This is a genomic window from Pseudophaeobacter flagellatus, from assembly GCF_021228235.1.
GTDB classification, from domain to species: Bacteria; Pseudomonadota; Alphaproteobacteria; order Rhodobacterales; family Rhodobacteraceae; genus Pseudophaeobacter; species Pseudophaeobacter flagellatus.
In genome coordinates, this window is the sequence record NZ_JAJQRG010000001.1 from 352,732 (window position 1) to 374,918 (window position 22,187).

Here is a 22,187-nt window from a genome sequence, read left to right on the forward strand (position 1 = left end):
TTTGTGAGCGGGTGCCTTCCGGGGCGCTGATCCAGATGATCTGCGCCCCGAAGTCCAGGTGGGGTGTGGATCCGCAGCCTGCGTTTACTCTTTTCTCAAAATCATCGGGGTGACCAATATGTCGGGGGCAAGAACCGGCCCGTCTGGGTTTATCAACACCCTGGAAGAAACGCTGATTGCGCTGCTTCTGGGACTGATGACCGTTATTACATTTGCCAATGTGATCGCGCGTTTCGTCTTTAATTCTAATATTCTGTGGGCCCTAGAGCTGACGGTATTCCTTTTTGCCTGGTTGGTGCTTCTGGGTGCAGCCTATGCCGTAAAGACCCATGCCCATCTGGGCGTGGATGCCATTGTCAATATTCTAAACCCAAGGGTGCGCAGGGTGGTCGGGCTGATTGCTTCCGGCTGCTGTCTGGTGTTTTCGCTGTTGCTGCTCAAGGGTGCCTATGACTACTGGGCGGTTTTTGCTGATCTGCCGCCGACTTCGGGACGCTGGTTCCCCACCGGGTTTGATTTCAGCGCGCGCTCGCAGAGTTTTTATGAGGTGCAGGATGTGCCAATGGTCGGGGTCTTCCGTTTTCTGGAGGAATTGATCAACTACGGCGATTCCTATGAGAAGCTGCCAAAGGCGGTGCCCTATGTGGTGCTGCCGCTGTCGATGCTGTTGCTTGTTTTGCGGTTTGCCCAGGCGGCGCTGCAGATGTGGCGCGGTGAGGCAGACCGGCTGGTGGCCAGCCATGAGGTCGAAGATGAGCTGGACGAAGCCCGGGCCCGCGCGACCGAGGGAGAAAATTAATGGACGTGATTTTCCTGTTTGCCATGGTCATTGGCCTGATGCTGATCGGTGTGCCGATTGCGATCTCTCTGGGGCTTAGCTCGGTTCTGTTTTTGCTGATCTATTCGGACAGTTCACTGGCGAGCGTCGCCGGCACCCTGTTCGAAGCCTTTGAAGGGCACTTCACCCTGCTGGCCATTCCGTTTTTCATTCTGGCTTCTACCTTCATGTCCACTGGCGGGGTGGCGCAGCGGATCATTCGCTTTTCCATCGCCTGTGTCGGCCATTTTCAGGGGGGGCTGGCCATTGCGGGCGTCTTTGCCTGCATGATGTTTGCCGCCCTGTCGGGATCGTCGCCTGCAACTGTTGTGGCCATTGGCTCCATCGTTATCGCAGCCATGCGCCAGGCGGGCTATACCAAGGAGTTCGCCGCCGGGGTCATCTGTAATGCCGGCACGCTGGGCATTTTGATCCCGCCGTCGATCGTCATGGTGGTCTATGCGGCCTCGGTTGATGTTTCGGTTGGTCGGATGTTCCTGGCGGGGATCATTCCGGGGCTTTTGGCTGGTTTGATGCTGATGGTGACGATCTATGTGATCGCCCGGATCAAGAACATGCCCAAGGGGCAGTGGGCAGGTTGGGGCGAGGTTGGTGCCTCTTTCCGCGAGGCTTTCTGGGGCTTGTTCCTGATCGTGATCATCATGGTCGGCATCTACGGCTATCCCTGGTACTCGGCAGAGCTGGGGCTGTACAAGGAAGCCGCCATCTTTACGCCAACTGAGGCGGCAGCTGTGGCCTCTGTCTATGCGTTCTTTGTGGCCAGCTTTGTCTATCGCGACATGGGACCATTGGCAGAAACCGAGGGACGGAAGCGGCGTTCTGTGTTGCAGGCACCGATGGCATTGCTATCGGTCTGGGGGCATAAAGACACCAAGAAGGCGCTGTTTGATGCCGGTAAGCTGACAGTGACGCTGATGTTTGTGATCGCCAATGCGCTGATCCTGAAGCATGTGCTGACGGATGAGCAGGTGCCACAACATATCGCCAATGCAATGCTGTCGGCTGGTTTTGGCCCGGTGATGTTTCTGGTGGTGGTAAATGTGATCTTGCTGATCGGCGGCCAGTTCATGGAACCGTCGGGGCTGTTGGTGATCGTGGCGCCACTGGTGTTTCCGATTGCAATCGAGTTGGGCATTGACCCTATCCACCTCGGCATCATCATGGTGGTCAATATGGAAATTGGCATGATCACCCCGCCGGTTGGGCTCAACCTCTTTGTGACCTCCGGGGTTGCGGGCATGCCGATGATGTCGGTGGTGCGGGCGGCTTTGCCCTTCCTCGCGGTGCTCTTCGTGTTCCTGATCATGGTGACATACATTCCCTGGCTGAGCACGATGATCCCCAATGCGCTGATGGGGCCTGAGATCATCACCAACTAGCCCGCATGGGAGCGATCCCGCAGGATACGAGAAATAAGAAACGCCCCGGTTTTACCGGGGCGTTTTGTCATTGCGGGATAGATATTAGGTACGCAAGGGGCGCTGCCCCTCTTGGCCTCTGGCCAATTCACCCCGAGGTTTTTGGGGTAAGATGAAGCCATTTTGGCGAGGCGCCAGGAGGCGCGGGTGTCAGCTGGCGTCGAGGGCGGAAATGATCGGGACAAATTCCTCTGCTGTGAGGCTGGCACCGCCGACCAGAGCACCGTCAACATTGGAAACGGCAAAGATTTGCGCGGCATTGCTGGGTTTGACCGAGCCACCGTAGAGCAGCCGGGTGGCCTCTGCCATTTCAGCGCCGAAGCGGGTGGTGAGCTCGGCGCGGATGAAATTATGCACCTTGGCGATCTGCGCCAAGCTTGGCACCTTGCCGGTGCCAATGGACCAGACCGGTTCATAGGCAAGAACCGTGTTTTCACTGGTGGCCCCATCAGGCAAAGAGGCCTTGAGTTGGGCCGCCACGACATTCAGGGTATCGCCTGCTTCGCGCTCTGTCAGGGTTTCGCCGACGCAGATCACGGTCATGAGGCCAGCCTCCCAAGCGGCGCAGACCTTGGCGCCCACTTCTTCGCTGCTTTCTGCGTGGTCGGCGCGGCGTTCCGAATGGCCCAGGATCACGGCATTGGCGCCGGCATCCTTGAGCATCTCTGCCGAAATGTCCCCGGTATGCGCGCCGGCGGTTGCGGCGTGGCAGTTTTGGCCACCAATGGCAACTGTGCTGTCTTTAACCACATCTGCGGCGCGCGACAGCAGGGTGGCGGCTGGGCAGATCAGGACTTCGGCGCGTGCTGCACCCTGTGCCGCTGCCAAGGCCTGAAGCTCGGCCAAAGCCGCGCCTGTTCCGTTCATTTTCCAGTTACCCACTGCCATTTTTTGCCGCATGTGCCGTTCCTTTTATGGTTTCTGGCCACGTGGTAACATCCGCAGCTGTGCGGGGCAATCAGACAAAGAGAGGCAGGCAGCCTCTGACCGCGCTTATCGTGTGTCAGGCAAAGCGGAGGTTAGAGGTTCGGCACATCCTTGAAGCTGATGGATTCGCCACAGCCGCAAGCCTCAGACACATTGGGGTTGTTGAATTTGAAGCCGCTTTCCAGCAGCGAGATCTCATAGTCGATTTCAGTGCCAAAGAGGAACATCTGTGCCATGGGGGCAATCAGTACCCGAGCGCCATCCTGTTCGACCACCTCGTCGTTGGTGTCGGGGTCGTCGACATATTCCATGGTGTATTCCATTCCGGCACAGCCGCCCTTTTTGACGCCAATGCGCAGGCCTGCATGGCCACCACTGGCCATCAGCTTGCTGATCTGGGCCGCAGCCTTTGGGGTGATTGTCACAGCCTGTTTGCCAGGAATGCCGAACATGAGTGTCTCCAATACGCGCGTTACACCCTATCTAGGGCGGCTAGGGCGCAGGCTCAAGAGGGGGGCGTGAAATCGCGTGCCACAGCGAGGGGGGAGGCCGCGGGTGTGGCCCGCGATGATCCGGCGTGCGGCAGGGGTTTATAGCCCCATGCAGTTGGCGTAGTAGGTGACGGTTGCAGGCCAGTCGGAGAAGATCCCGTCGATTTTCACGTCCTGCGCCAGCACATCAAGAACTTCGTAGTAGCTGGAGGCATTCTGCACCGCAGGCCGCACGGACTGGAAGTACCAGCCGCCGCCATCGTTCAGCGGGCCAGAGCGTTCGAGCGTCCAGGTAATCAGCTGCAACCCGGCGGCCTTGGCCTCAAGGGCTGAAAGCTGTCGGGCGCGTTGGGGTCAAGCGGCGCGCTGCCCTGGTTGCGCCCATCAAGATAGACCGCCTGGCGGCCGAACTCGGGTTCACTGTCGATCCAGTATTTCACCACCTCCAGGTCAAAACTCTGTGGCCAGACGTCGGCTGCAGGAATACCTGCTGCCTTGTAGTCGGCGATCAATTTCTGGGCATAGTTCTGCAAGGTGAAGCCGTTAAAGGGCATCTCGACCACGGGGGATTTGAGTTCGGGAGTGAACTTTGTACCCAGGGATTTGAACAACGCGATAGATTGCGCATGGGTCATGGCGGTGGCGCCATCCCCATATTGCGTGCTGCGCCAGGGCGCGACCCCGCCCTGTGAGGCGGCGGCACTGGTGGCGGTCTTGTCAAAGCTGTCCATCTTGGGGGTGAGGCTTTGAAACTGTGCCAGGGTGATATCGCTGCTGCGGCACTCTGCCTTCGCGGGGCTGTCTGGCGTCGCGGGGGTAAAGGGCTGGATGCAGGTCTCGGCCAGATCGGTGGTCAGGATATTTGTGGTTGTGTGAAGATCGTTTTGCGCGTGGCGGCAGATCAGCTCCAGGTCCTTGGTGAAGGTGACATCGCATTCCAGAATACCCGCCCCCATGCGCGCGGCGGCCTGGTTGGACTGCACTGTATGTTCAGGAAACATCAAGGGTGCGCCCCGGTGCCCGATCGAAAAATCGCTGCGGCGCGGGGGCTGCGCCGCGCAGGACTGCAACTTTGCCTTCAAATCGCCCTCGGGCAGCATCTCAATCAGATGGGCGGGGCGGGGGCCATAGCTGAGGCCAGCGTTCGAATCTGCCTCTGGGGTGGCGGCAGTGACCGGAGCAAAGGCGCCTAGAAGCGGCAGCGACAGGGCAAGAGCGGGGGCAAGAGTGTAGCGCAAAGGTGATCTCCAATAAAATGAAATACAAAAGAAAAATCGCGACAAAAGGTAACCCCTTTGCCGCGATCCTGTGACGTTTTTATGATCTCTTTGCTGCCGGGAGGCCGCTACATAAAGCCAAGCTCAAGCCGGGCTTCATCGGACATCATTTCCATGCCCCAGGGTGGCTCCCAGGTGATTTCCACGTCGACATCCTTGACCCCGGGCACCGGCGAGACCGCATCGACAATCCAGCCGGGCATTTCACCCGCAACAGGGCAGCCCGGAGCGGTGAGGGTCATGATGATCTTGACCTCGTTCTCGGCATTGATGTCGATGGTGTAGATCAGCCCCAGTTCATAGATGTTGACTGGAATTTCAGGGTCATAGACTGACTTGCAGGCATCCGCGATCTGATCGAACAGCGGATGCTCGACAGAAGACGGTGCGATGAGGGGGGTACCTTCAAGCGGTTCGGAAGCGTTGGTCATATCGGTCCCTGACTGTTAATCCGACTGTTTATATAGGGAACCAAGCAGGGAAGGTCCAGAGCCTGTGCGGGCCTGGCGACAATTTGAACCGGGCGCAGGTCGCGTCTGAAGCGCCATCTAAAGTCATCGATAAACTGTGGTGCCATGTCTGTTTCTACGTGCCCCCGTGCATATAGCGCTATCAGTCGAACCGGGCAGGGGGTGATCACATAGCGCACTTTAAGACCGATTTAAGGCTGGGGTGTTAGTGTGGCGCATCTTTTTCTCCTAGGACGGACACCCAATATGACATCTTTGAAAGCCTTGATTTGTAGCGCGGCGTTTGCCAGCTTTGCCTCAGTTTCCATGGCGGGCACCACGCTGACGCTCTTGACTGAGGAATACCCACCGTACAATTTCACTGAAAACGGTGAGATTGTTGGCTCAGCCACAGATCTGGTCCGCGAAGCCATGGATGCAGCAGGGGTGGGATACACCATAAAGTCCTTGCCCTGGGCCCGTGCGTTTTCAAATGCGCAAAAGGATCCCGGCACCTGCGTGTTTACAACTAACATCACTGAAAAACGTCGGCCCCTGTTCAAATGGATTTCACCGCTGCTTGCCAACCAAATGGTTCTGGTTGCCAGCGCAAGCAACCCGATCACGATCAATTCGCTGGAGGATGCCCGTGCCTATACAATCGGTACCTATACGGACGATGTTGCCGAAACCCATATGAAGGACGCGGGCATGAATACCGTGTCGACCGCTAAGGAAGAGCTGAATATCAAGAAGCTCAAGGCCGGTCGGATTGATCTATGGGTGACCTTCCGCGAGCGTCTGAACCTGCTGAACGATCCTGACCTCGTTGAGGTCTTCATGGTGGATGAAACAGTGGCCGGGGTTGCCTGCAACCTTAGCGTGGATGACGCAACAATCGCCAGTATCCAAGCAAGCCTTGATGCGCTGATCGCCAGTGGGCGGGCCGCTGATATCAAAGCATCCTACAGGTAATCAAGATTGCCGAAGGCCAAACGAGGCGAGAGGGGGGGAAGCCTGGCAGCCCCTTTCTTGCCCGGCAAGGGGGGCCGTCAGGCGGCGGGCGAAAAACCGCAGGCCAAAGACGGATAGATCAACGATAAAGGCCTGCGGTTTTATGCGCAGGCCTTTATGTTTTTTGAGGTTCCGTGCATCGTCAAAGGTTGGTCTGATGCCTGGGCGGGGTGTTTTTTGTCAATCGTTGATGTCGTGATCGAAGTTCTTCACCTGGCCCGACGGCAGGGAAAAATAACGACGCATCAGCAGCCAGGAGATTAGCGATAGTCCGGCAAACAGAAACAACAGGGCAGGTAGGCCCGGCCCGGCGCTACCAAGGATCGCCAGCAATATGCCACATGCCAGGGCGCCCAGGGCAAAGCCCAGAAAGACAAAGCCGGGGACCAGCACCTCGAGGATCGCCAGGATCAATGCGCCAGCGCACCAGACCCACCAAAGCGCCCAGAAGGGTGTTGCGAGCTCTATCATTTGCCACCTTTCAGCAGTTTGAAGGCATCGCCAAAGGCTTCGAGTGCATGGGCGGGCAGAAGGATGGTTTGCTTGCCAGCGCCATTGCCAAGCGCGTTCAGGGCTTCGACCTGTTTCAGGGCAACCTGATATTGCGCGGCTTCGAGGCCATTTTCCTGGATCGCCTTGGCAACAACTTCGGTGGCATAGGCCTCGGCATCGGCCTGAATGCGGCGGGCCTTGGCAATCTGTTCTGCGGCGTAAAGCTCCCCTTCGGCGGCCAGTTCAACGGCGCGTTTGGTGCCTTCGGCCTCGGTCACCTGGGCGCGGCGGGCGCGTTCTGCATTCAGCTGTTGCAGCATGGCGTCGCGGGTGGCCTGGTCAAGGTTCACATCTAGGATTTCTGCGCGGGTGACCTGGATGCCCCAGTCATCAACAGCGTCTTCAACCGCGGTCTGAATTTGGCCAATCAGCTGGGCGCGGTTGGATTGGACCTCGTCCAGGTCCATCTTGCCGATCTCGGCACGGACAATCCCCGCAACGGTGGTCGCAATGGCGCCATCCACATCGCGGATCCGGTAGACGGTTTTTTCGGGCTCAAGAATGCGATAAAAAACAGAGGTATCAATCTGCACCAGCACGTTGTCTTTGGTGATTGCATCCTGGGCGGCATTGGGCAGTTGGCGTTCCAGAACCGAAATGCGATGCGCGACATTATCCAGCAGCGGCACGATAAAGTTGATGCCAGGCCCCAGAACCGAATGCAGGCGGCCAAAGCGTTCGACGACAAATTTTTCGGATTGGGGGACGATATGAACCCCCTTGAAGATAATGACGATCAGGAAGATAGCGCCAAGCAGGTAGATGGCGTTTTGGGAAATCAATCCAATGAGGATGTCTTCATTCATCGGGGGCTCCTAAAGCAATGTGTGCTATTGAATACAGATGTAACCACCCAGAGACCGTTTCAAGGCGCTGCGGGCAGGGGGTGGGCTTACCGGATCTTATGGGCTGTGCCTTGCGGGCTGGCAAGACGGCTTGAGACGTGCCAAAAGGCGCGCACTCAGGCAAATGCAATGGCTTTGGCAGGCGAAGGATAGCAAACAATGGCACCAAAAATCACCTTTGATTTGAAAGCCCGCGATGGCAAGGCCCGCACCGGGGTCATCTCGACTCCGCGTGGCGATATCCGCACCCCGGCCTTTATGCCGGTTGGTACTGCAGCTACGGTCAAGGCGATGATGCCGGAAAGCGTGCGCGAGACCGGCGCCGACATCTTGCTGGGCAATACCTATCATTTGATGCTGCGCCCCACAGCCGAGCGGATTGACCGCCTTGGTGGTTTGCACAAGTTCATGAACTGGGACCGGCCCATTCTGACGGATTCCGGTGGCTTTCAGGTGATGTCGCTGGCGGGGCTGCGCAAGCTGACCGAACAGGGGGTCACGTTCAAAAGCCATATCGATGGTTCCAAGCACGAGCTGACGCCGGAACGTTCGATGGAGATTCAGAAGCTCTTGGGGTCTGACATTGTGATGTGTTTTGACGAATGCCCAGCCCTGCCTGCCACCCGCGACCGTATCGCCGAAAGCATGCAGCTGTCGATGCGCTGGGCGGACCGATCAAAGGCAGCCTTTGGCGATCGACCGGGGCATGCGCTGTTTGGCATCATGCAGGGCGGTCTGGAACAGGACCTGCGCGAAGAAAGCGCAGAAGCATTGAAACAGATTGGCTTTGATGGCTACGCGGTGGGGGGGCTTGCCGTGGGCGAGGGGCAGGAGGCGATGTTTGACTGTCTCGACTATGCGCCCGACATGCTGCCGCAGGACAAGCCGCGCTATCTGATGGGCGTTGGCAAACCTGACGATATCGTTGGTGCGGTGGCGCGCGGCATCGACATGATGGACTGTGTGCTGCCCTCGCGGTCGGGACGCACCGGTCAGGCCTTCACCCGCCACGGTGTGGTCAATATCAAGAACGCGCGCCATGCGGATGATCCGCGACCGTTGGATGAGAGCTGCAGCTGTCCGGCCTGTTCCAAATACAGCCGTGCCTATCTGCACCATGTGTTCCGCAGCAACGAAATGATCTCTGGTATGCTGCTGACCTGGCACAACCTGCACTATTTCCAGGACATCATGGAGGGCATGCGCGGTGCCATCGCGGTGGGCAGTTTTGATGCCTGGCAGCAGGATTTCCATGCCAAACGGGCCGAGGGCGATATTGCACCGCTCTGAGGTTTTGTCTTTGGGCGCTGCCTGCGCTCCCGCCTGATATGCGGGCCTGATATGGCGGATCGCGGCTATGGTGCCGGGGATAAACTATGTTTGGTTTTTGTCGAATTTGAAGGGCTCGCCCCTTATGTGGGGCGCGATTTGCCCGATCATGGCCGATAAAATGCGGTGGTTTGCATCCTGAACTGGTAAAATCAGTAATACGAAGTAAAGCAGGGTTTCTGCGTATATGGCCTAGGTTGCGCTTTTACGGCCCTGCGGTCTGGTGTGGCCTTGATCGGGTTCATGCAGAGGGATACGGTACAAGAGGCCGAGTTTGCAGTACTTTCCCATCTGAAGGATGGCCCCGCCAACAAGAACATGGCGGCCTGCGGCAGGCAATTGGTCAGCCCGTGGTCAACTTTGGCCACCTTTGGCCAGGCCAGATTGCGGCTGCGCTGCGCGATCACTGACGAATATACCCGCAAACAGAGCCCGAAAAACAGGCTTTGTTCTTCATGTGGTGATTTGCACTGCATTTGCCAAAAGCGCTCTTGTGGTTCGGCGGTGCTGGGGGCAATGTGGACCCCAAATTTCAGGCACGGTGGTTGAAAAATGTTAACCGCTGCACCAGATAATAACCACCAAAGAGGAGACTGCTGCGGCTGCCGATGATGGGGCCTGGTGGACTTGCTAAATAAAGGACGAAGTATGAACGAGCCGCTTAATTCCTCCTACCCTGTACTGCCGCTGCGCGATATTGTGGTCTTTCCACATATGATTGTGCCGCTGTTTGTCGGACGGGAGAAATCTGTGCGCGCCCTCGAAGAGGTGATGGCCGATGACAAGCAGATCCTGCTGTCCAGCCAGATTGATCCAGCCGAGGACGAACCGCAATCCGATGGCATCTACCCGGCAGGCGTTCTCGCGAATGTGCTGCAACTGCTGAAACTTCCCGATGGCACCGTCAAGGTGCTGGTGGAGGGGCACGCGCGGGTCAAGATTACTGAGTTCCTGGAAAACGAGAATTACTTTGAGGCCAGCGCTGAGTACCTGACTGAAATTCCCGGCGATGCCACCACCATCGAGGCACTGGTGCGCACCGTAAGCGATGAGTTCGAGCGCTACGCCAAAGTGCGCAAGAACATCCCCGAAGAGGCGCTTACGGCGGTTGGCGAAACCGCAGAGCCCGCCAAACTGGCGGATCTGGTGGCAGGTCATCTTGGTATCGAGGTTGATCGCAAGCAGGAACTGCTGGAAACCCTGTCGATCAGCGAACGGCTGGAGAAGGTGTATGGCCTGATGCAGGGCGAAATGTCAGTGCTTCAGGTTGAGAAAAAGATCAAAACCCGTGTCAAATCGCAGATGGAAAAGACCCAGCGGGAATACTACCTGAATGAGCAAATGAAGGCCATTCAGAAGGAGCTGGGCGATGGCGAAGAAGGGGCTGGCGAAATTGCCGAACTGGAAGAAAAGATCGCCGCTATCAAGCTATCTAAAGAGGCCCGTGAAAAGGCTGATGCAGAGCTGAAGAAGCTGAAGAACATGTCGCCCATGTCGGCAGAGGCTACCGTGGTGCGCAACTATCTTGACTGGATGCTGGCAATCCCATGGGGTGTCAAATCGCGCGTCAAGAAAGACCTGGGTCGGGCTGAGAAAATCCTTGATGAGGATCACTACGGTCTGGAAAAGGTCAAGGAACGCATTGTTGAATACCTCGCAGTGCAGCAGCGTTCGGCCAAGTTGAAAGGCCCGATCCTGTGCCTTGTTGGTCCCCCCGGTGTCGGTAAAACCTCGCTTGGCAAATCCGTGGCCAAGGCAACGGGACGTGAGTTCATTCGCATTTCCCTGGGTGGCGTGCGCGATGAAAGCGAAATTCGCGGTCACCGCCGGACCTATATCGGCTCGATGCCTGGTAAGATCATTCAGGCGCTGAAAAAAGCCAAGACCACCAACCCGCTTATCCTGCTCGATGAAATCGACAAGATGGGCCAGGATTTCCGGGGCGATCCGGCCAGCGCCATGCTGGAAGTGCTTGATCCGGAACAGAACGCCACCTTTGTGGATCACTATCTGGAGGTCGAATATGACCTCTCTAACGTGATGTTCCTGACCACCTCGAACAGCTACAACATGCCTGGGCCACTGCTGGACCGGATGGAAATCATTCCGTTGTCTGGTTATACCGAGGACGAAAAGCGCGAGATTGCCAAGCAACATCTGATCTCGAAGCAGGTGAAAAACCATGGTCTCAAGGCCAAGGAATTTGAACTGACCGACGAAGCCCTGAATGATATAATTCGGGTTTACACCCGCGAAGCAGGGGTGCGGAACCTAGAGCGTGAAATCGCCAAGGTCGCTCGTAAGTCATTGACCAAGATTGTCAAAAAAGAGGTCGAGAGCGTCAAGGTCACCTCTGATAATCTGGATGATTTCCTCGGCGTTGCGAAATACCGCTATGGGCTGGCCGAAAAAGAAGATCAGATCGGTGTTGTCACCGGGCTTGCCTATACCTCTGTTGGCGGTGAACTCTTGTCGATCGAAGCGTTGCGCCTGCCAGGCAAAGGCCGGATGAAGACCACCGGCAAGCTGGGCGATGTGATGAAAGAGTCGATTGAAGCGGCGTCCAGCTACGTGCGCTCTATCTCGCCCAAGATCGGGGTGAAGCCGCCGAAGTTCGACAAATGGGACATCCACGTTCACGTGCCCGAAGGCGCCACCCCAAAGGATGGTCCTTCTGCGGGGCTGGCCATGGTGACCTCGATTGTTTCGGTGCTTACAAAGATCCCGGTGCGCAAGGATATCGCCATGACTGGCGAAGTCACCCTGCGTGGCAATGCGCTGGCGATTGGCGGTCTCAAGGAGAAACTCTTGGCGGCGTTGCGCGGTGGTATCAAGACCGTGTTGATCCCGCAGGAGAACGCCAAGGATCTGCCAGAGATCCCCGACAACGTGAAGGAAGGGCTGGAAATCATCCCGGTCAGCCATGTTTCCGAAGTTCTGAACTACGCGTTGGTGCGCCAGCCTGAAGCCATTGAATGGGACGAGGCCGCAGAGGAAGAAGCGGCTGCTGCCAAGGCGGCGCTGGAAACCGAAGCCCGCAGATCAGGCGCACCGGCGCATTAGTCGCGGTGCTAATCTCGGCAGCGCGAGGGTCCAATAGGGTCGGCGCGCATCATAGCCCCTAAAAAATAGAAAGGGCGGCCCGTCAGGGTCGCCCTTTTTCGTTGCGATTTTGTTGCTACCGCGCGTTTGGGGCGCGCAGATCAGGCGGCGCTCTGTTCGGCCATATGGGCCTGGACGGTGCTAATTGCCACCGCATCGGGGCTTTGATCCGTTGCCTTGGCCTGGGCCAGTATGGTTTCCAGCGTGACATCCAGCGCCCGCAGTTTTTCCGTGACAAAGGTGTCTCGGTCACTGATCTGTTCGATTTCGGTGGCGACGTTGATGATGCCGCCGCCGTTGGTGATAAAGTCCGGTGCATAGAGAATACCTGCATCATGCAGCGCCACAGCGTCGGCCGGGCTGGCCAGTTGGTTGTTCGCCCCACCACAAACGATAGCGACTTTCAGCTGCGGAATGGTCTCGGCATTCAGAATACCGCCAATGGCGCAGGGGGCAAAGATATCGGCCTCGACGCTGTAAATTTCATCAGGGGCGACGGCTGTGGCACCAAAGATCTTTTGCGCCTTGTCCAGCCGGTCCTGGTTCACATCGGTTACCACCAGGGTCGCCCCGGCCTGGGACAATAGCCCGCACAGGCTCCAGCCGACATGGCCCAGCCCCTGCACCGCGATTGTCAACGCCGAGAGATCCTTGCTGCCGCTGATATGCGCCTGACTGGTGCAAATGGCATTGAAAATACCGCGCGCGGTGATCGGAGAGGGGTCGCCACTGGCAAAGGCCCCCTCGGCCAAACCGGCAACATAGGGGGTTTCTTCCGCCAGAATAGCCATGTCGGCGGGGCTCATGCCCATATCCTCGGCGGTGTAATAGCGCCCGTCAAGGCTGTGAATGGCGCGGGCAAAGGCCCGCAGCAGGGCAGGCGTCTTTTCGGTAGCCGGATCGCCAATGATCACCGCCTTGCCGCCGCCGAGCGCCAGGCCTGCAGCGGCGTTCTTGTAGGTCATGCCCTCGCTCAGCCGTTGTACATCAAGCAGGGCTTCGGCTTCGCTGGCATAGGGGCGCATCCGCAGGCCGCCTGCCGCAGGCCCCAGCTGGGTGGAATGCAGGGCAATAAACCCTACCAACCCAAGGGCGCGCTCTTCGACGCGATAGATCTCTTCATGTGTCGTTGAGGGGATAGCGGTGATTGTCATGTGTCTGGCTCCTGCTGGGTGACGCATTATTCTAGCCTACAGGGGGTGGTGTTTTTCTCTAAATATGACTGTTTGATTGTTCCGAGTTAGTACTATTTGCTACCATTGGGGCAAGTAGTAGGGGAAATCACTATGGATGCTATGGATCGCAAGATCGTCGCGATATTGCAGGCCGAGGGGCGGATTAAGATGGCCGAGCTATCAGAGCGGGTTGGCCTGTCGCCAACGCCCTGCGCCCGCCGTGTTGCCCTGCTTGAACAGGCCGGGGTGATCTGCGGCTATTCGGCTCGGGTGGATCAGGCCAAGCTTGGCTTGCCGGTCACAATCTTTGTCGCTGTTGAACTGGAAAGCCAGTCTACCGATGCCTTGCAGGGTTTTGAGCGCGCGGTGAGCAAGTTTGACCAGGTGATGGAATGCTACCTGATGACCGGCACCCGCGATATCTTGCTGCGGGTGGTGGCGCAGGATCTCACCGATTTTGATCGCTTCCTTGAAACCCGGCTGATGCGGGTGTCAGGTATTCGCAATACGCGATCCAGCTTTACCCTGCGCACGATGATTTCCCGCGACGCGCTGCCGCAGTTCTAGGGGACAGAAAGCCAGGGTGCATGTGCATGCGAGGGTGATAGCTAGGCCCAGGAAACCACCCACGAAAATGAAATGGCGCAGCGATTTCTTTCAGCCTCCCTCTTGCGCCAGCCCCGGGCTAAGGGTAATACCCGGCCTTGAGGGTGATTAGCTCAGTGGTAGAGCGCTTCGTTCACATCGAAGATGTCAGGAGTTCAAATCTCTTATCACCCACCATCTAATCTATTGAAAAATATGATTTCCAGCGTGAATTGGGATCGCTTTACAAAGTGTTCTCTGAACCTAAATCCGTATCACCGGACTTTTCGGATCTGAGTGAAGTCCAGAATCTCTGCGGCATCTTGCAGGTGATCCGGTGCAAATCTGGCGTAGGTTTGATAGGTGATCGCCACGTTGGAATGCCCGAGGTATTGGGCAACCTTTTCCAGCGGCACCCCATTTGAAACCATAGCCACAGCACAGGAATGGCGGATCGTGTGCAGGCGCTGCACTCGGATTGGGATGGCACGGTCGAGGCGTTCCAATCGTCATTGGGGGCGCTGGAGGATGCCATCACGGATGCGGAGGCTTTTTCCTATGATGATCTGGTGGGGCGTCTTGATGTGGCTGTCGCGCTCGATGACAACGCGCCGCTCTGGCTGCGCCGCCTGGTGGATAGTGCCGGGACGGGGATCCAGGCAACACTGGATTTTGTCATTCGCCGTGATGATCTGACTGCGGCGGATCGCTGGATCGCCAGCACCGCGCTGTCGGAACATGTGGCAACGCTGGACCTGGTGTTGGGGCAGGATCTCGATCCCAGAACCCGGCGCCTGGCGCTGACCACCGATGCGGACATCCGGCGCGATATGCGGCTGAAGCTGGTTCAGGATCTTGATGGCGACACGCGGTCCCTGTTGCTGACACAGGCGGCAACGCTCTCGCACCAGGTGAATGTGGCCCTGACCAACAAGGGCAATGCGGCCATTGGTCGGTTGAACAAGCTGCAGGATCTGATCGGCAGCACGGGCGGCAAGCTCACGTTTGACGGCGGCGTCACCCTGACCGCAGACCGCGTGTTCAGCGATCTGGTTGCCTCTACCAGCGGGCTGGCGCGCCCCATGACAAAGCTGCAGGACATGCTGGGTTCGCTCAGGGATGCGGTGAATGATGATGTGGCCCATCGGAAAGGGCAGCTCAAACTTGTTGGGCTGCAATCCAGGGGTGTCGCGATTGCCGGACGGCAGCAATCCCAGTCAGAGGGCACCCTGGCCACCTTTGAGGCGCTGCGCCGCAAGTATGGTGTGTCTCTGGTGGGGCAGAAGCAGAGCGTTGGTCTGGGGCCAAACGGGTAGGGGGCGAGCGACATGGCTGAGAAGTTGGGGCGCTCAGGTTGCAAAACGCCGGGGCCGGAAAAGGGCTATGGTCGCGCTGACACGCCGGATCTCAGTTATCCTTCATCGCATGTGGGTAGACGGCACAACATTCCAAATGGAGGCCGCGCCGACGACCTGATACGCAACCCGTTGCCTGCCTGACCGCAGGCCCTCAAGGTTCCGCAGGGACGTGGTTCCGATGATGTCTGCTCTGGACCGTCGCTGTCATCCGTCAAGCTCGCCTATGATATTGGCACATTGGAATTGTACCGAACCAGCATCATGTCGGCAGCCAAGCGCTGACCACGGACCGAAGCATGTGCACGAAGGATCTCAATAAAGGGTGGCGTGAAGATCAGGCGCAAACGAAAAAATACGCCTACCTCCTGCTTCGGCGGGATCAATCCCCTTGCGAAAAATGCCTTGACTGGAACGAACCCGTTACCGAAGGCCTGACCCTAGCAGCATCATCTCTTCGCATATTAAGCGTATATCGAGTTGCGATTGCCTTTCAACGAGTGTTAGCTAAGGGGCGATACAAGTTCTCGTTCGAGGCCGCATCCACAATTCGGCTTATGGATTCAAGATGAACCCGAATTATCGCCAGATGATCCCATGTTTGGCGTTGGATATCCGATGTTTGTGTAAGGGATGCAGGTTCTGACTTCTCGCCCAGACTGAGGCTCCAATTGATGACAAATGAACGATGGGAGCATATTGAAGTTGTTTACCGAAGCGCAACAAATTTCCATTTGCACTGGCAAAACCGTAATGCGGTATGGTCGACCACAGACCAGTATTTCGCCACACAATGAGCCAACGTCAGCTTCGAGCCCACACCGGAAGTGCCAAATTATTGCTGCGTCTGCGCAAATTTGGACGCCGCGAGGCGGCAAATAAAATGGCCATTTGTGCGCACCGCAGCGAGGATCAGACGTCGACTTCACAGGTCGCGGGACCGAGCAGACCTTTGGACGCTACGAGTTTACGGTGACCACAAGCTTGCCGACAAAGTCCTTCCTGGCGAACTTCTCTTGAGCACAAGCAAGTTCCGCGAGCGGAAATACGCCCGCTAACAGCGGTTTAATCGCGTCTGACAGGGCATAGTCGCGAATCGCCACAAAATCGCGGCGAGCCCCCTGTGAGGCACCGTGGATCTCGATGTTCTTGAGATAAATGCGACGCATATCGAGTTCAACGATCGGACCACCCATTGCGCCGCACGTCGCATACCGCCCCCCGGGGCGCAACACCTCAATCAGATCGGGCATCATTGGACCTGCCACCGTGTCCACGATCACATCAATAACTGCGCCGCCTGTGGCAGCTTTGACGGCAGCCACCATGTCTTTGCAGCCCCGCTCCACGACCTCTTCAGCCCCTATTGAGCGCACAAGATCTTCTTTTCCGGTGCCCACCACGCCATATGGGATCGCGCCTCTTGCACGGCACAATTGCACGACACCTGAACCCACACCGCCCGATGCCCCGGTGACCAATACCCGTTCGCCTTCGCATACGCGCGCTCTGCGCAGCATGTGCTCTCCAGTCACGTAGGCACAACAAAAAGTCGCCATTTCTGCATCGCTCAACTCAGTTTCAATCTGGTGAGCATTCACTGCAGGAACTGCCACATATTCCGCAAACCCGCCTGGTCGGTACGAACCGATATAGTCGTGGCTTGCGATATCGGCTCCCTCACCAGAGTAGATTCCGAAATCGACCATGACCCGTTCCCCAAGTCGCGATGGATCGATCGCATCACCGCACGCGGCAATCGTGCCAACAATGTCAGCCCCCTGAATTAGGGGAAACCGCAAGGGGTCGTCACCGAATGAAGTAACTTCTTCAGGGTCGTCCGAGCTTCCGTAGGCACCCTCGCGAACCCAGATGTCAGTATTGTTGATACCGCAGGCCCCAACTTTGATCAGCACTTCCTCCGGCGTAATTGTAGGGACTGGATGATGGTCATCCAAAACCAGCTTGTCGGGGCCGCCATGTCCGGTGAGCAGCATGGCCCTCATGGTCTCCGGTATCATCCAAATTCTCCTTTACGTGGGCCTTTGCCGCCAGACCAAACTTAGGCCGAATTGAGGTAGGTGGCAAACTCGCGCCCTTTGGGTTCACCGGAGGGTTGTCTGCAATAGGCTCACCACCGCCCTCGGATGCAGGTTCTGCGTCACAATAAGGACGGCCCTGACCTGCCTTTGCCCCAATGCTCTTATCGCAGCAGTTCAGCTGCGCCAGTCCGGCCAGTCGTCACCGTTGCAAAAATAAGGCACCCGCGAATTCGCACCATACGGGCCTCTATGGCCATTAGTTTTTAACTTGGTCGTTTGCTTGCCTAGACACATGCAGTGATGGCATTCGAAACATGCGGGAAGTGCATTGCATCGCCTTCGAGACAATCGCCTAGACCCACAAAGAACGCATTCATAGCACACCCAGGCGCAGGCTATGCGTCCAGCGACATGGCGGCTTTTCGGCTTACGGCATTACCGACCCTGCAGCGCTGATCGACCTTTCTGCGGCCTCACCAGACGCCAACAAGACCTATTTTCACCTTCGCCAGAACGCAGGCGGGGCCACCAGCGGGCGACTGCGCATTGCCTCGCTTTATGTGACGGATGGCCGCTTCAGGCCGCATCATGATGATGAAGCATGTGTATAACCTGCTTAGGATGTTGCCCTGTTCCCAGCGGGGGCTGAAACAGGGTCGCGGTAGGCTAAAGCAGCTGTCGCTTGGCCAGGTTTTTCATCAGCGCCCCCATGCCAAAGCTCCAGGCTGGGCATTCGTTCGAGAGATTGATCCGATTGCTCAGCGTCCCGAGCAGCGGGGTTGAGATGGTCACCTGATCGCCCAGTTTATGGGTGAATCCCTGGCCGGGCTCATCCCGGTCCTGGATCGGGGCGAACATACTGCCCAGATAGAGCATCATGCCGTCTGGGTACTGGTGATGCGGCCCTAGGGTCTGGGCGACGATGCTTTCGGGCTGTCGGCTGATTTCGCGCATGGCGCAGCTTTCTTCCAAGCTAAAGCCATCTTCGGCGCCCTTGATCTGCAACAGGATTTCGGCCTGTTTGATGTCCGCCAGGCCAAAATCCTGATCAAATATTCGGATGAAAGGGCCGATCGCGGCAGAGGCATTGTTGTCCTTTGCTTTGCCCAGCAATAGCGCCGAACGCCCTTCGACATCGCGCAGGTTCACGTCATTGCCCAGCGTCGCACCGCAGATCGTACCAGTGGACGAAACCGCCAGGACTATCTCTGGTTCGGGGTTGTTCCACCCAGAGTCAGGATGCAGGCCGATCTCGGCGCCGGTGCCCACAGCAGAAAGCGGCTGCGCTTTGGTAAAGACCTCGGCATCGGGGCCGATTCCGACCTCCAGATACTGTGACCATAGGTTTTCGGCCTCCAGCAGGGCTTTGACACGGGCGGCGGCTTCGGATCCAGGGGTGATGTCTTGCAGAGAGCCGCCAATAAGGCCAGCGACCTGGGTACGGATTTCACTGGCGCGGGTGGCATCGCCTGCAGCGCGCTCCTCGATCACCCGTTCGATCATGGATCTTGCAAAGGTGACGCCGGCTGCCTTGACCGCCTGTAGGTCGCAGGGGGGCAGAAGGCGCAGTCGATCCTGCGGCGCATCTTGGTTATAGGTGCTGTATTCCAGCTCTGCCAGTGTGCAGACCCGCGTGCCTTTCACGCCGTCAAGATAGGCGGCGATATCATCTGCTTCCAGTAGCGCCGAGAGCGTTGCTGCCGCCGGGCTGGTGATATCCCAGACCTCTTTATCACGTAGGGTGACAAGGCAGGGCCCAATGCCGGGCCGCCAAAGGCGGCCAAGGTATAGGCCGTTTGGGTCCAGTCCGAATTCCAAAGGGGGCATATGCATTGCTTTCAATATGGTTTTGTCGCCTTGGGGTCCTGCCTAGCAGCCTAGAGTTGTTTGGCCAAGAAAAAGAGCGCAATGACTATCATTGCGCTCTGTTCAGATTTTACCATATCGGCCGTGTATTAGGCGAAGAGTGCCTTAGAAGTGGGCCGATTTTGTGGCGGATGGGATTGCCAGGGGCGGTGCAAACTTGGTCAAGTCAATGCCCTCAACGGCGGCCTTGTATTCGTCAATTGTTGGCGTGCGGCCCAGAATGGCCGCCAGCACAACAACCGGGGTCGAGGCGAGCAGGCTTTCGCCTTTCTTTTCGGCGGTATCTTCTACCACACGGCCCTGGAACAGTCGGGTCGAGGTGGCCAGAACGGTATCGCCCTTGGCCGCTTTTTCCTGGTTGCCCATGCAGAGGTTACAGCCGGGGCGTTCAAGATAGAGAATGTTCTCATACTCGGTCCGGGCGTTGTTCTTGGGCATGAAATCGTCGAATTCAAAGCCAGAGTACTTTTGCAGAATTTCCCAATCGCCTTCTGCCTTCAGCTCATCCACGATGTTGTAGGTGGGGGCTGCAACAACCAGAGGCGCGTTGAAGGTGACTTTGCCTTCTGCCTTTTCCAGGTTCTTGAGCATCTGCGCCACAATCTTGATATCACCCTTGTGCACCATGCAGGAGCCAACAAAGCCAAGATCCACCTTTTTGTCGCCACCGTAGTAGGAAACGGGGCGGATTGTGTCGTGGGTATAGCGTTTTGACACATCGGCGTTATTCACATCCGGGTCAGCGATCATCGGTTCGACCACCTCGTCCAGATCCACCACGACTTCGGCAAAATACTTGGCGTTGTCATCGGGGGTCAGGGCGGGCTTTTCACCGGATTTGATCTCACCAATCCGCTTGTCTGCAATGTTGATCAGCCCCTGCAGGGTGCCAGCCGCATTGTCCATGCCCTTGTCGATCATGATCTGGATCCGGCTTTTCGCGATCTCAAGCGATCCGATCAGCGTCTCGTCTTCGGAGATGCAGATAGAGGCCTTGGCCTTCATTTCCGCTGTCCAGTCGGTGAAGGTAAAGGCCTGGTCCGCCAGCAGGGTGCCAATGTGCACTTCGATGATGCGGCCCTGGAAGACGTTATCGCCAAACTGCTTGAGCATCTGAGCCTGGGTGGCATGCACCACATCGCGGAAATCCATGTGATCTTTCATGGTGCCCTTGAAGGTCACCTTGACGGATTCCGGGATCGGCATTGTGGCCTCACCGGTGGCCAGCGCCAGAGCAACGGTGCCGGAGTCGGCGCCAAAGGCGACGCCCTTGGACATACGGGTGTGGCTGTCGCCGCCGATGATGATGGCCCAGTCATCCACGGTAATGTCGTTCAGCACCTTGTGGATCACATCTGTCATGGCATGATATTCGCCCTTGGGGTCACGCGCAGTGATCAGGCCGAATTTGTTCATAAAGCTCATCAGTTTGGGGATGTTCGCCTGGGCCTTGAGATCCCAGACCGACGCGGTATGACAGCCAGACTGATAGGCGCCATCCACCGACGGAGAGATCACCGTCGCCGCCATGGCTTCCAATTCTTGTGAGGTCATCAGGCCGGTGGTGTCTTGCGAACCCACGATATTGACCTTAACGCGCACATCCGACCCGGCATGCAGCGGCGCATCCGACGTCAGCCCACGGGCGTTTTTGTTGAAGATCTTTTCAACTGCGGTCAGGCCCTGGCCTTCATGCGAAACCTCTTTCGAGGGGGCAAAGGCGGACTTCAGCTCCTGGCCCAAGGCCTCGGCGGCAAATGTTTGGAGTTTTTTGCCAAAGACCACAGCGTAGGAGCCGCCGGCCTTGATGAATTCGGCCTTTTGTGGCGTCAGCGAGGCGGAAATATCCACCAGTTCTTTGTCGCCTTCATAGAGCTTCTTGGTCTTGGTGTTGATGGTCAGCACCTTGCCGGTTTCAACCGAATAGGTCTGTTCCAGCACCGGGTCGCCATTGGCATCCAGCACTGATTTGCCATCTGCGTCCAGCTTCTTGACCCAGTTCTTTAGGTCGATACCAATGCCGCCGGTCACGCCAACGGTGGTCAGGAAGATCGGCGAAATGCCGTTGGTACCGGCCACGATGGGGGCATAGTTCACGAAGGGCACATAGGGGCTGGCGGGCTTACCGGTCCATAGGGCAACGTTGTTGACGCCGGACATGCGCGAAGACCCAACACCCATGGTCCCTTTTTCTGCGATCAGCATCACGCGGGCATCAGGGTGGGCAGCCTTCAGCGCTTCGATTTCGGCCTGGGCCTCTGGCGTAATCATGCACTTGCCGTGCAGCTCGCGGTCGGAACGCGAATGCGCCTGGTTACCGGGCGACAGCAGGTCGGTAGAAATATCACCTTCGCCGGCGATATAGGTGATAACTTTGATTTCTTCCTCGATCTCGGGAAGTGCGGTGAAAAACTCTGCCTTGGCATAGCTTTCGAGAATGTCCCGGGCGACAGCATTGCCCGCAGCCAGGGCGGCGGCCAGCCGATCGGTATCGGCCTCATAGAGGAAGAACTGCGTCTTCAGCACTGCAGCGGCCTGCTGCGCGATGGCTGCATCAGTGCCCAGGGCCAGATCCAACAGCACCTCAACCGAGGGGCCACCCTTCATATGGGACAGCAGTTCAAAGGCAAAATCAGGGGTGATTTCGGCCACTTCAGCCGCTCCCAGGATGATGTCTTTCAGGAACTTTGCCTTCTTGTCGGCTGCGCTGGTGGTTCCAGGCAAGGTGTTGTAAATAAAGAATTTAAGGCTGTCTTCGCGGTAGGGGTTGGCCGGATCTTTGATCTGCGTAATCAGCTCTGCCACAAGCGCGCCGTCATCAATGGGCTTGGGGTGCAGGTCCTGGGCTTTGCGTGTTTCGATTTCTGCTAGATAGTCCGTGTACAAGGTCATGCGATTGTCCCGCCGATGAGTGTTGCGCAT

General features: G+C 57.4%; 17 protein-coding genes, 1 tRNA gene and 2 pseudogenes. 9 read left to right on the forward strand and 11 right to left on the reverse strand.

The features are described from left to right. The first annotated feature begins 118 nt into the window (after positions 1–118). A complete protein-coding gene (locus LRK71_RS01620) occupies positions 119–799 on the forward strand; it encodes a TRAP transporter small permease (protein WP_232400610.1) in 681 nt (226 codons plus the stop codon). Beyond that, positions 799–2,217 (forward strand): TRAP transporter large permease, encoded by a 1,419-nt coding sequence (locus LRK71_RS01625; RefSeq protein ID WP_232400612.1) that lies wholly within the window; start codon positions 799–801, stop codon positions 2,215–2,217. The genes LRK71_RS01620 and LRK71_RS01625 overlap by 1 nt, the downstream gene beginning before the upstream one ends. Before the next feature lie 189 nt (positions 2,218–2,406). Here the strand turns inward: LRK71_RS01625 and tpiA are convergent, their stop codons facing one another. From tpiA to LRK71_RS01645, 4 genes and pseudogenes are all read right to left on the reverse strand, one after another. Further along, positions 2,407–3,156 carry a triose-phosphate isomerase gene (gene tpiA / locus LRK71_RS01630; RefSeq protein ID WP_232400613.1) on the reverse strand — a complete coding sequence of 250 codons (750 nt, stop codon included), beginning with the start codon at positions 3,154–3,156 and terminating at the stop codon, positions 2,407–2,409. Positions 3,157–3,275: 119 nt separating this feature from the next. Next, the gene (locus LRK71_RS01635) at positions 3,276–3,635 is read right to left on the reverse strand and encodes a HesB/IscA family protein (RefSeq protein ID WP_232400615.1); all 360 of its coding nucleotides are present in this window, start codon (positions 3,633–3,635) and stop codon (positions 3,276–3,278) included. A 138-nt stretch (positions 3,636–3,773) separates the two neighbouring features. After that, positions 3,774–4,912: pseudogene (locus tag LRK71_RS01640) on the reverse strand (glycerophosphodiester phosphodiesterase family protein). Positions 4,913–5,019: 107 nt separating this feature from the next. After that, on the reverse strand, positions 5,020–5,382 hold the full coding sequence (locus tag LRK71_RS01645) for an SUF system Fe-S cluster assembly protein (RefSeq protein WP_232400616.1): 363 nt from the start codon (positions 5,380–5,382) through the stop codon (positions 5,020–5,022). 285 nt (positions 5,383–5,667) lie between these two features. On the opposite strand from LRK71_RS01645, the gene LRK71_RS01650 reads away from it, so the two are divergent. Beyond that, positions 5,668–6,375, forward strand: coding sequence for a substrate-binding periplasmic protein (locus LRK71_RS01650; RefSeq protein WP_232400618.1), 708 nt, complete (start codon positions 5,668–5,670; stop codon positions 6,373–6,375). Positions 6,376–6,594: 219 nt separating this feature from the next. Here the strand turns inward: LRK71_RS01650 and LRK71_RS01655 are convergent, their stop codons facing one another. Continuing rightward, entirely contained in the window at positions 6,595–6,885 is a 291-nt protein-coding gene (locus tag LRK71_RS01655) for an NfeD family protein (RefSeq protein WP_232400620.1), read from the reverse strand. Further along, the gene (locus LRK71_RS01660) at positions 6,882–7,772 is read right to left on the reverse strand and encodes an SPFH domain-containing protein (RefSeq protein WP_232400622.1); all 891 of its coding nucleotides are present in this window, start codon (positions 7,770–7,772) and stop codon (positions 6,882–6,884) included. The genes LRK71_RS01655 and LRK71_RS01660 overlap by 4 nt, the downstream gene beginning before the upstream one ends. A gap of 198 nt (positions 7,773–7,970) precedes the next feature. Here LRK71_RS01660 and tgt point away from each other — a divergent pair, with 198 nt between their 5' ends. Beyond that, positions 7,971–9,101, forward strand: coding sequence for a tRNA guanosine(34) transglycosylase Tgt (gene tgt / locus LRK71_RS01665; protein WP_232400623.1), 1,131 nt, complete (start codon positions 7,971–7,973; stop codon positions 9,099–9,101). Positions 9,102–9,788: 687 nt separating this feature from the next. Beyond that, the gene (gene lon, locus LRK71_RS01670; protein WP_232400624.1) at positions 9,789–12,203 is read left to right on the forward strand and encodes an endopeptidase La; all 2,415 of its coding nucleotides are present in this window, start codon (positions 9,789–9,791) and stop codon (positions 12,201–12,203) included. Positions 12,204–12,343: 140 nt separating this feature from the next. Here lon and LRK71_RS01675 read toward each other — a convergent pair whose 3' ends face one another. Continuing rightward, complete coding sequence (locus tag LRK71_RS01675; protein ID WP_232400625.1) at positions 12,344–13,396, reverse strand: Leu/Phe/Val dehydrogenase; 1,053 nt, start codon at positions 13,394–13,396, stop codon at positions 12,344–12,346. Between the two features lie 132 nt (positions 13,397–13,528). Here LRK71_RS01675 and LRK71_RS01680 point away from each other — a divergent pair, with 132 nt between their 5' ends. Further along, positions 13,529–13,984 (forward strand): Lrp/AsnC family transcriptional regulator, encoded by a 456-nt coding sequence (locus tag LRK71_RS01680; RefSeq protein ID WP_232400626.1) that lies wholly within the window; start codon positions 13,529–13,531, stop codon positions 13,982–13,984. Positions 13,985–14,125: 141 nt separating this feature from the next. Continuing rightward, a tRNA-Val gene (locus LRK71_RS01685) sits at positions 14,126–14,200 on the forward strand. Between the two features lie 77 nt (positions 14,201–14,277). Here LRK71_RS01685 and LRK71_RS01690 read toward each other — a convergent pair. After that, entirely contained in the window at positions 14,278–14,433 is a 156-nt protein-coding gene (locus LRK71_RS01690; RefSeq protein ID WP_232400627.1) for a hypothetical protein, read from the reverse strand. Between the two features lie 15 nt (positions 14,434–14,448). Here LRK71_RS01690 and LRK71_RS01695 point away from each other — a divergent pair, with 15 nt between their 5' ends. Beyond that, complete coding sequence (locus LRK71_RS01695; protein ID WP_232400628.1) at positions 14,449–15,318, forward strand: hypothetical protein; 870 nt, start codon at positions 14,449–14,451, stop codon at positions 15,316–15,318. A 31-nt stretch (positions 15,319–15,349) separates the two neighbouring features. Continuing rightward, positions 15,350–15,478: pseudogene (locus tag LRK71_RS01700) on the forward strand (IS110 family transposase); the annotation flags it as partial. A gap of 838 nt (positions 15,479–16,316) precedes the next feature. On the opposite strand, the gene LRK71_RS01705 reads toward LRK71_RS01700, so the two are convergent. The 3 genes from LRK71_RS01705 to LRK71_RS01715 form a co-directional block, all read right to left on the reverse strand. Beyond that, positions 16,317–17,378 (reverse strand): zinc-binding dehydrogenase, encoded by a 1,062-nt coding sequence (locus LRK71_RS01705; RefSeq protein WP_232400629.1) that lies wholly within the window; start codon positions 17,376–17,378, stop codon positions 16,317–16,319. A 687-nt stretch (positions 17,379–18,065) separates the two neighbouring features. Continuing rightward, positions 18,066–19,226 (reverse strand): fumarylacetoacetate hydrolase family protein, encoded by a 1,161-nt coding sequence (locus LRK71_RS01710; protein ID WP_232400630.1) that lies wholly within the window; start codon positions 19,224–19,226, stop codon positions 18,066–18,068. A gap of 144 nt (positions 19,227–19,370) precedes the next feature. Further along, the gene (locus tag LRK71_RS01715; protein ID WP_232400631.1) at positions 19,371–22,157 is read right to left on the reverse strand and encodes a bifunctional aconitate hydratase 2/2-methylisocitrate dehydratase; all 2,787 of its coding nucleotides are present in this window, start codon (positions 22,155–22,157) and stop codon (positions 19,371–19,373) included. Positions 22,158–22,187: the final 30 nt, after the last annotated feature.

Bases quoted from the DNA above. Each gene is read 5' to 3' on its own strand.
- LRK71_RS01620 (WP_232400610.1), top strand. From the start codon at position 119: ATGTCGGGGGCAAGAACCGGCCCGTCTGGGTTTATCAACACCCTGGAA.
- LRK71_RS01625 (WP_232400612.1), top strand. From the start codon at position 799: ATGGACGTGATTTTCCTGTTTGCCATGGTCATTGGCCTGATGCTGATC.
- tpiA (WP_232400613.1), bottom strand. From the start codon at position 3,156: ATGCGGCAAAAAATGGCAGTGGGTAACTGGAAAATGAACGGAACAGGC.
- LRK71_RS01635 (WP_232400615.1), bottom strand. From the start codon at position 3,635: ATGTTCGGCATTCCTGGCAAACAGGCTGTGACAATCACCCCAAAGGCT.
- LRK71_RS01645 (WP_232400616.1), bottom strand. From the start codon at position 5,382: ATGACCAACGCTTCCGAACCGCTTGAAGGTACCCCCCTCATCGCACCG.
- LRK71_RS01650 (WP_232400618.1), top strand. From the start codon at position 5,668: ATGACATCTTTGAAAGCCTTGATTTGTAGCGCGGCGTTTGCCAGCTTT.
- LRK71_RS01655 (WP_232400620.1), bottom strand. From the start codon at position 6,885: ATGATAGAGCTCGCAACACCCTTCTGGGCGCTTTGGTGGGTCTGGTGC.
- LRK71_RS01660 (WP_232400622.1), bottom strand. From the start codon at position 7,772: ATGAATGAAGACATCCTCATTGGATTGATTTCCCAAAACGCCATCTAC.
- tgt (WP_232400623.1), top strand. From the start codon at position 7,971: ATGGCACCAAAAATCACCTTTGATTTGAAAGCCCGCGATGGCAAGGCC.
- lon (WP_232400624.1), top strand. From the start codon at position 9,789: ATGAACGAGCCGCTTAATTCCTCCTACCCTGTACTGCCGCTGCGCGAT.
- LRK71_RS01675 (WP_232400625.1), bottom strand. From the start codon at position 13,396: ATGACAATCACCGCTATCCCCTCAACGACACATGAAGAGATCTATCGC.
- LRK71_RS01680 (WP_232400626.1), top strand. From the start codon at position 13,529: ATGGATGCTATGGATCGCAAGATCGTCGCGATATTGCAGGCCGAGGGG.
- LRK71_RS01690 (WP_232400627.1), bottom strand. From the start codon at position 14,433: ATGGTTTCAAATGGGGTGCCGCTGGAAAAGGTTGCCCAATACCTCGGG.
- LRK71_RS01695 (WP_232400628.1), top strand. From the start codon at position 14,449: ATGGCGGATCGTGTGCAGGCGCTGCACTCGGATTGGGATGGCACGGTC.
- LRK71_RS01705 (WP_232400629.1), bottom strand. From the start codon at position 17,378: ATGATACCGGAGACCATGAGGGCCATGCTGCTCACCGGACATGGCGGC.
- LRK71_RS01710 (WP_232400630.1), bottom strand. From the start codon at position 19,226: ATGCCCCCTTTGGAATTCGGACTGGACCCAAACGGCCTATACCTTGGC.
- LRK71_RS01715 (WP_232400631.1), bottom strand. From the start codon at position 22,157: ATGACCTTGTACACGGACTATCTAGCAGAAATCGAAACACGCAAAGCC.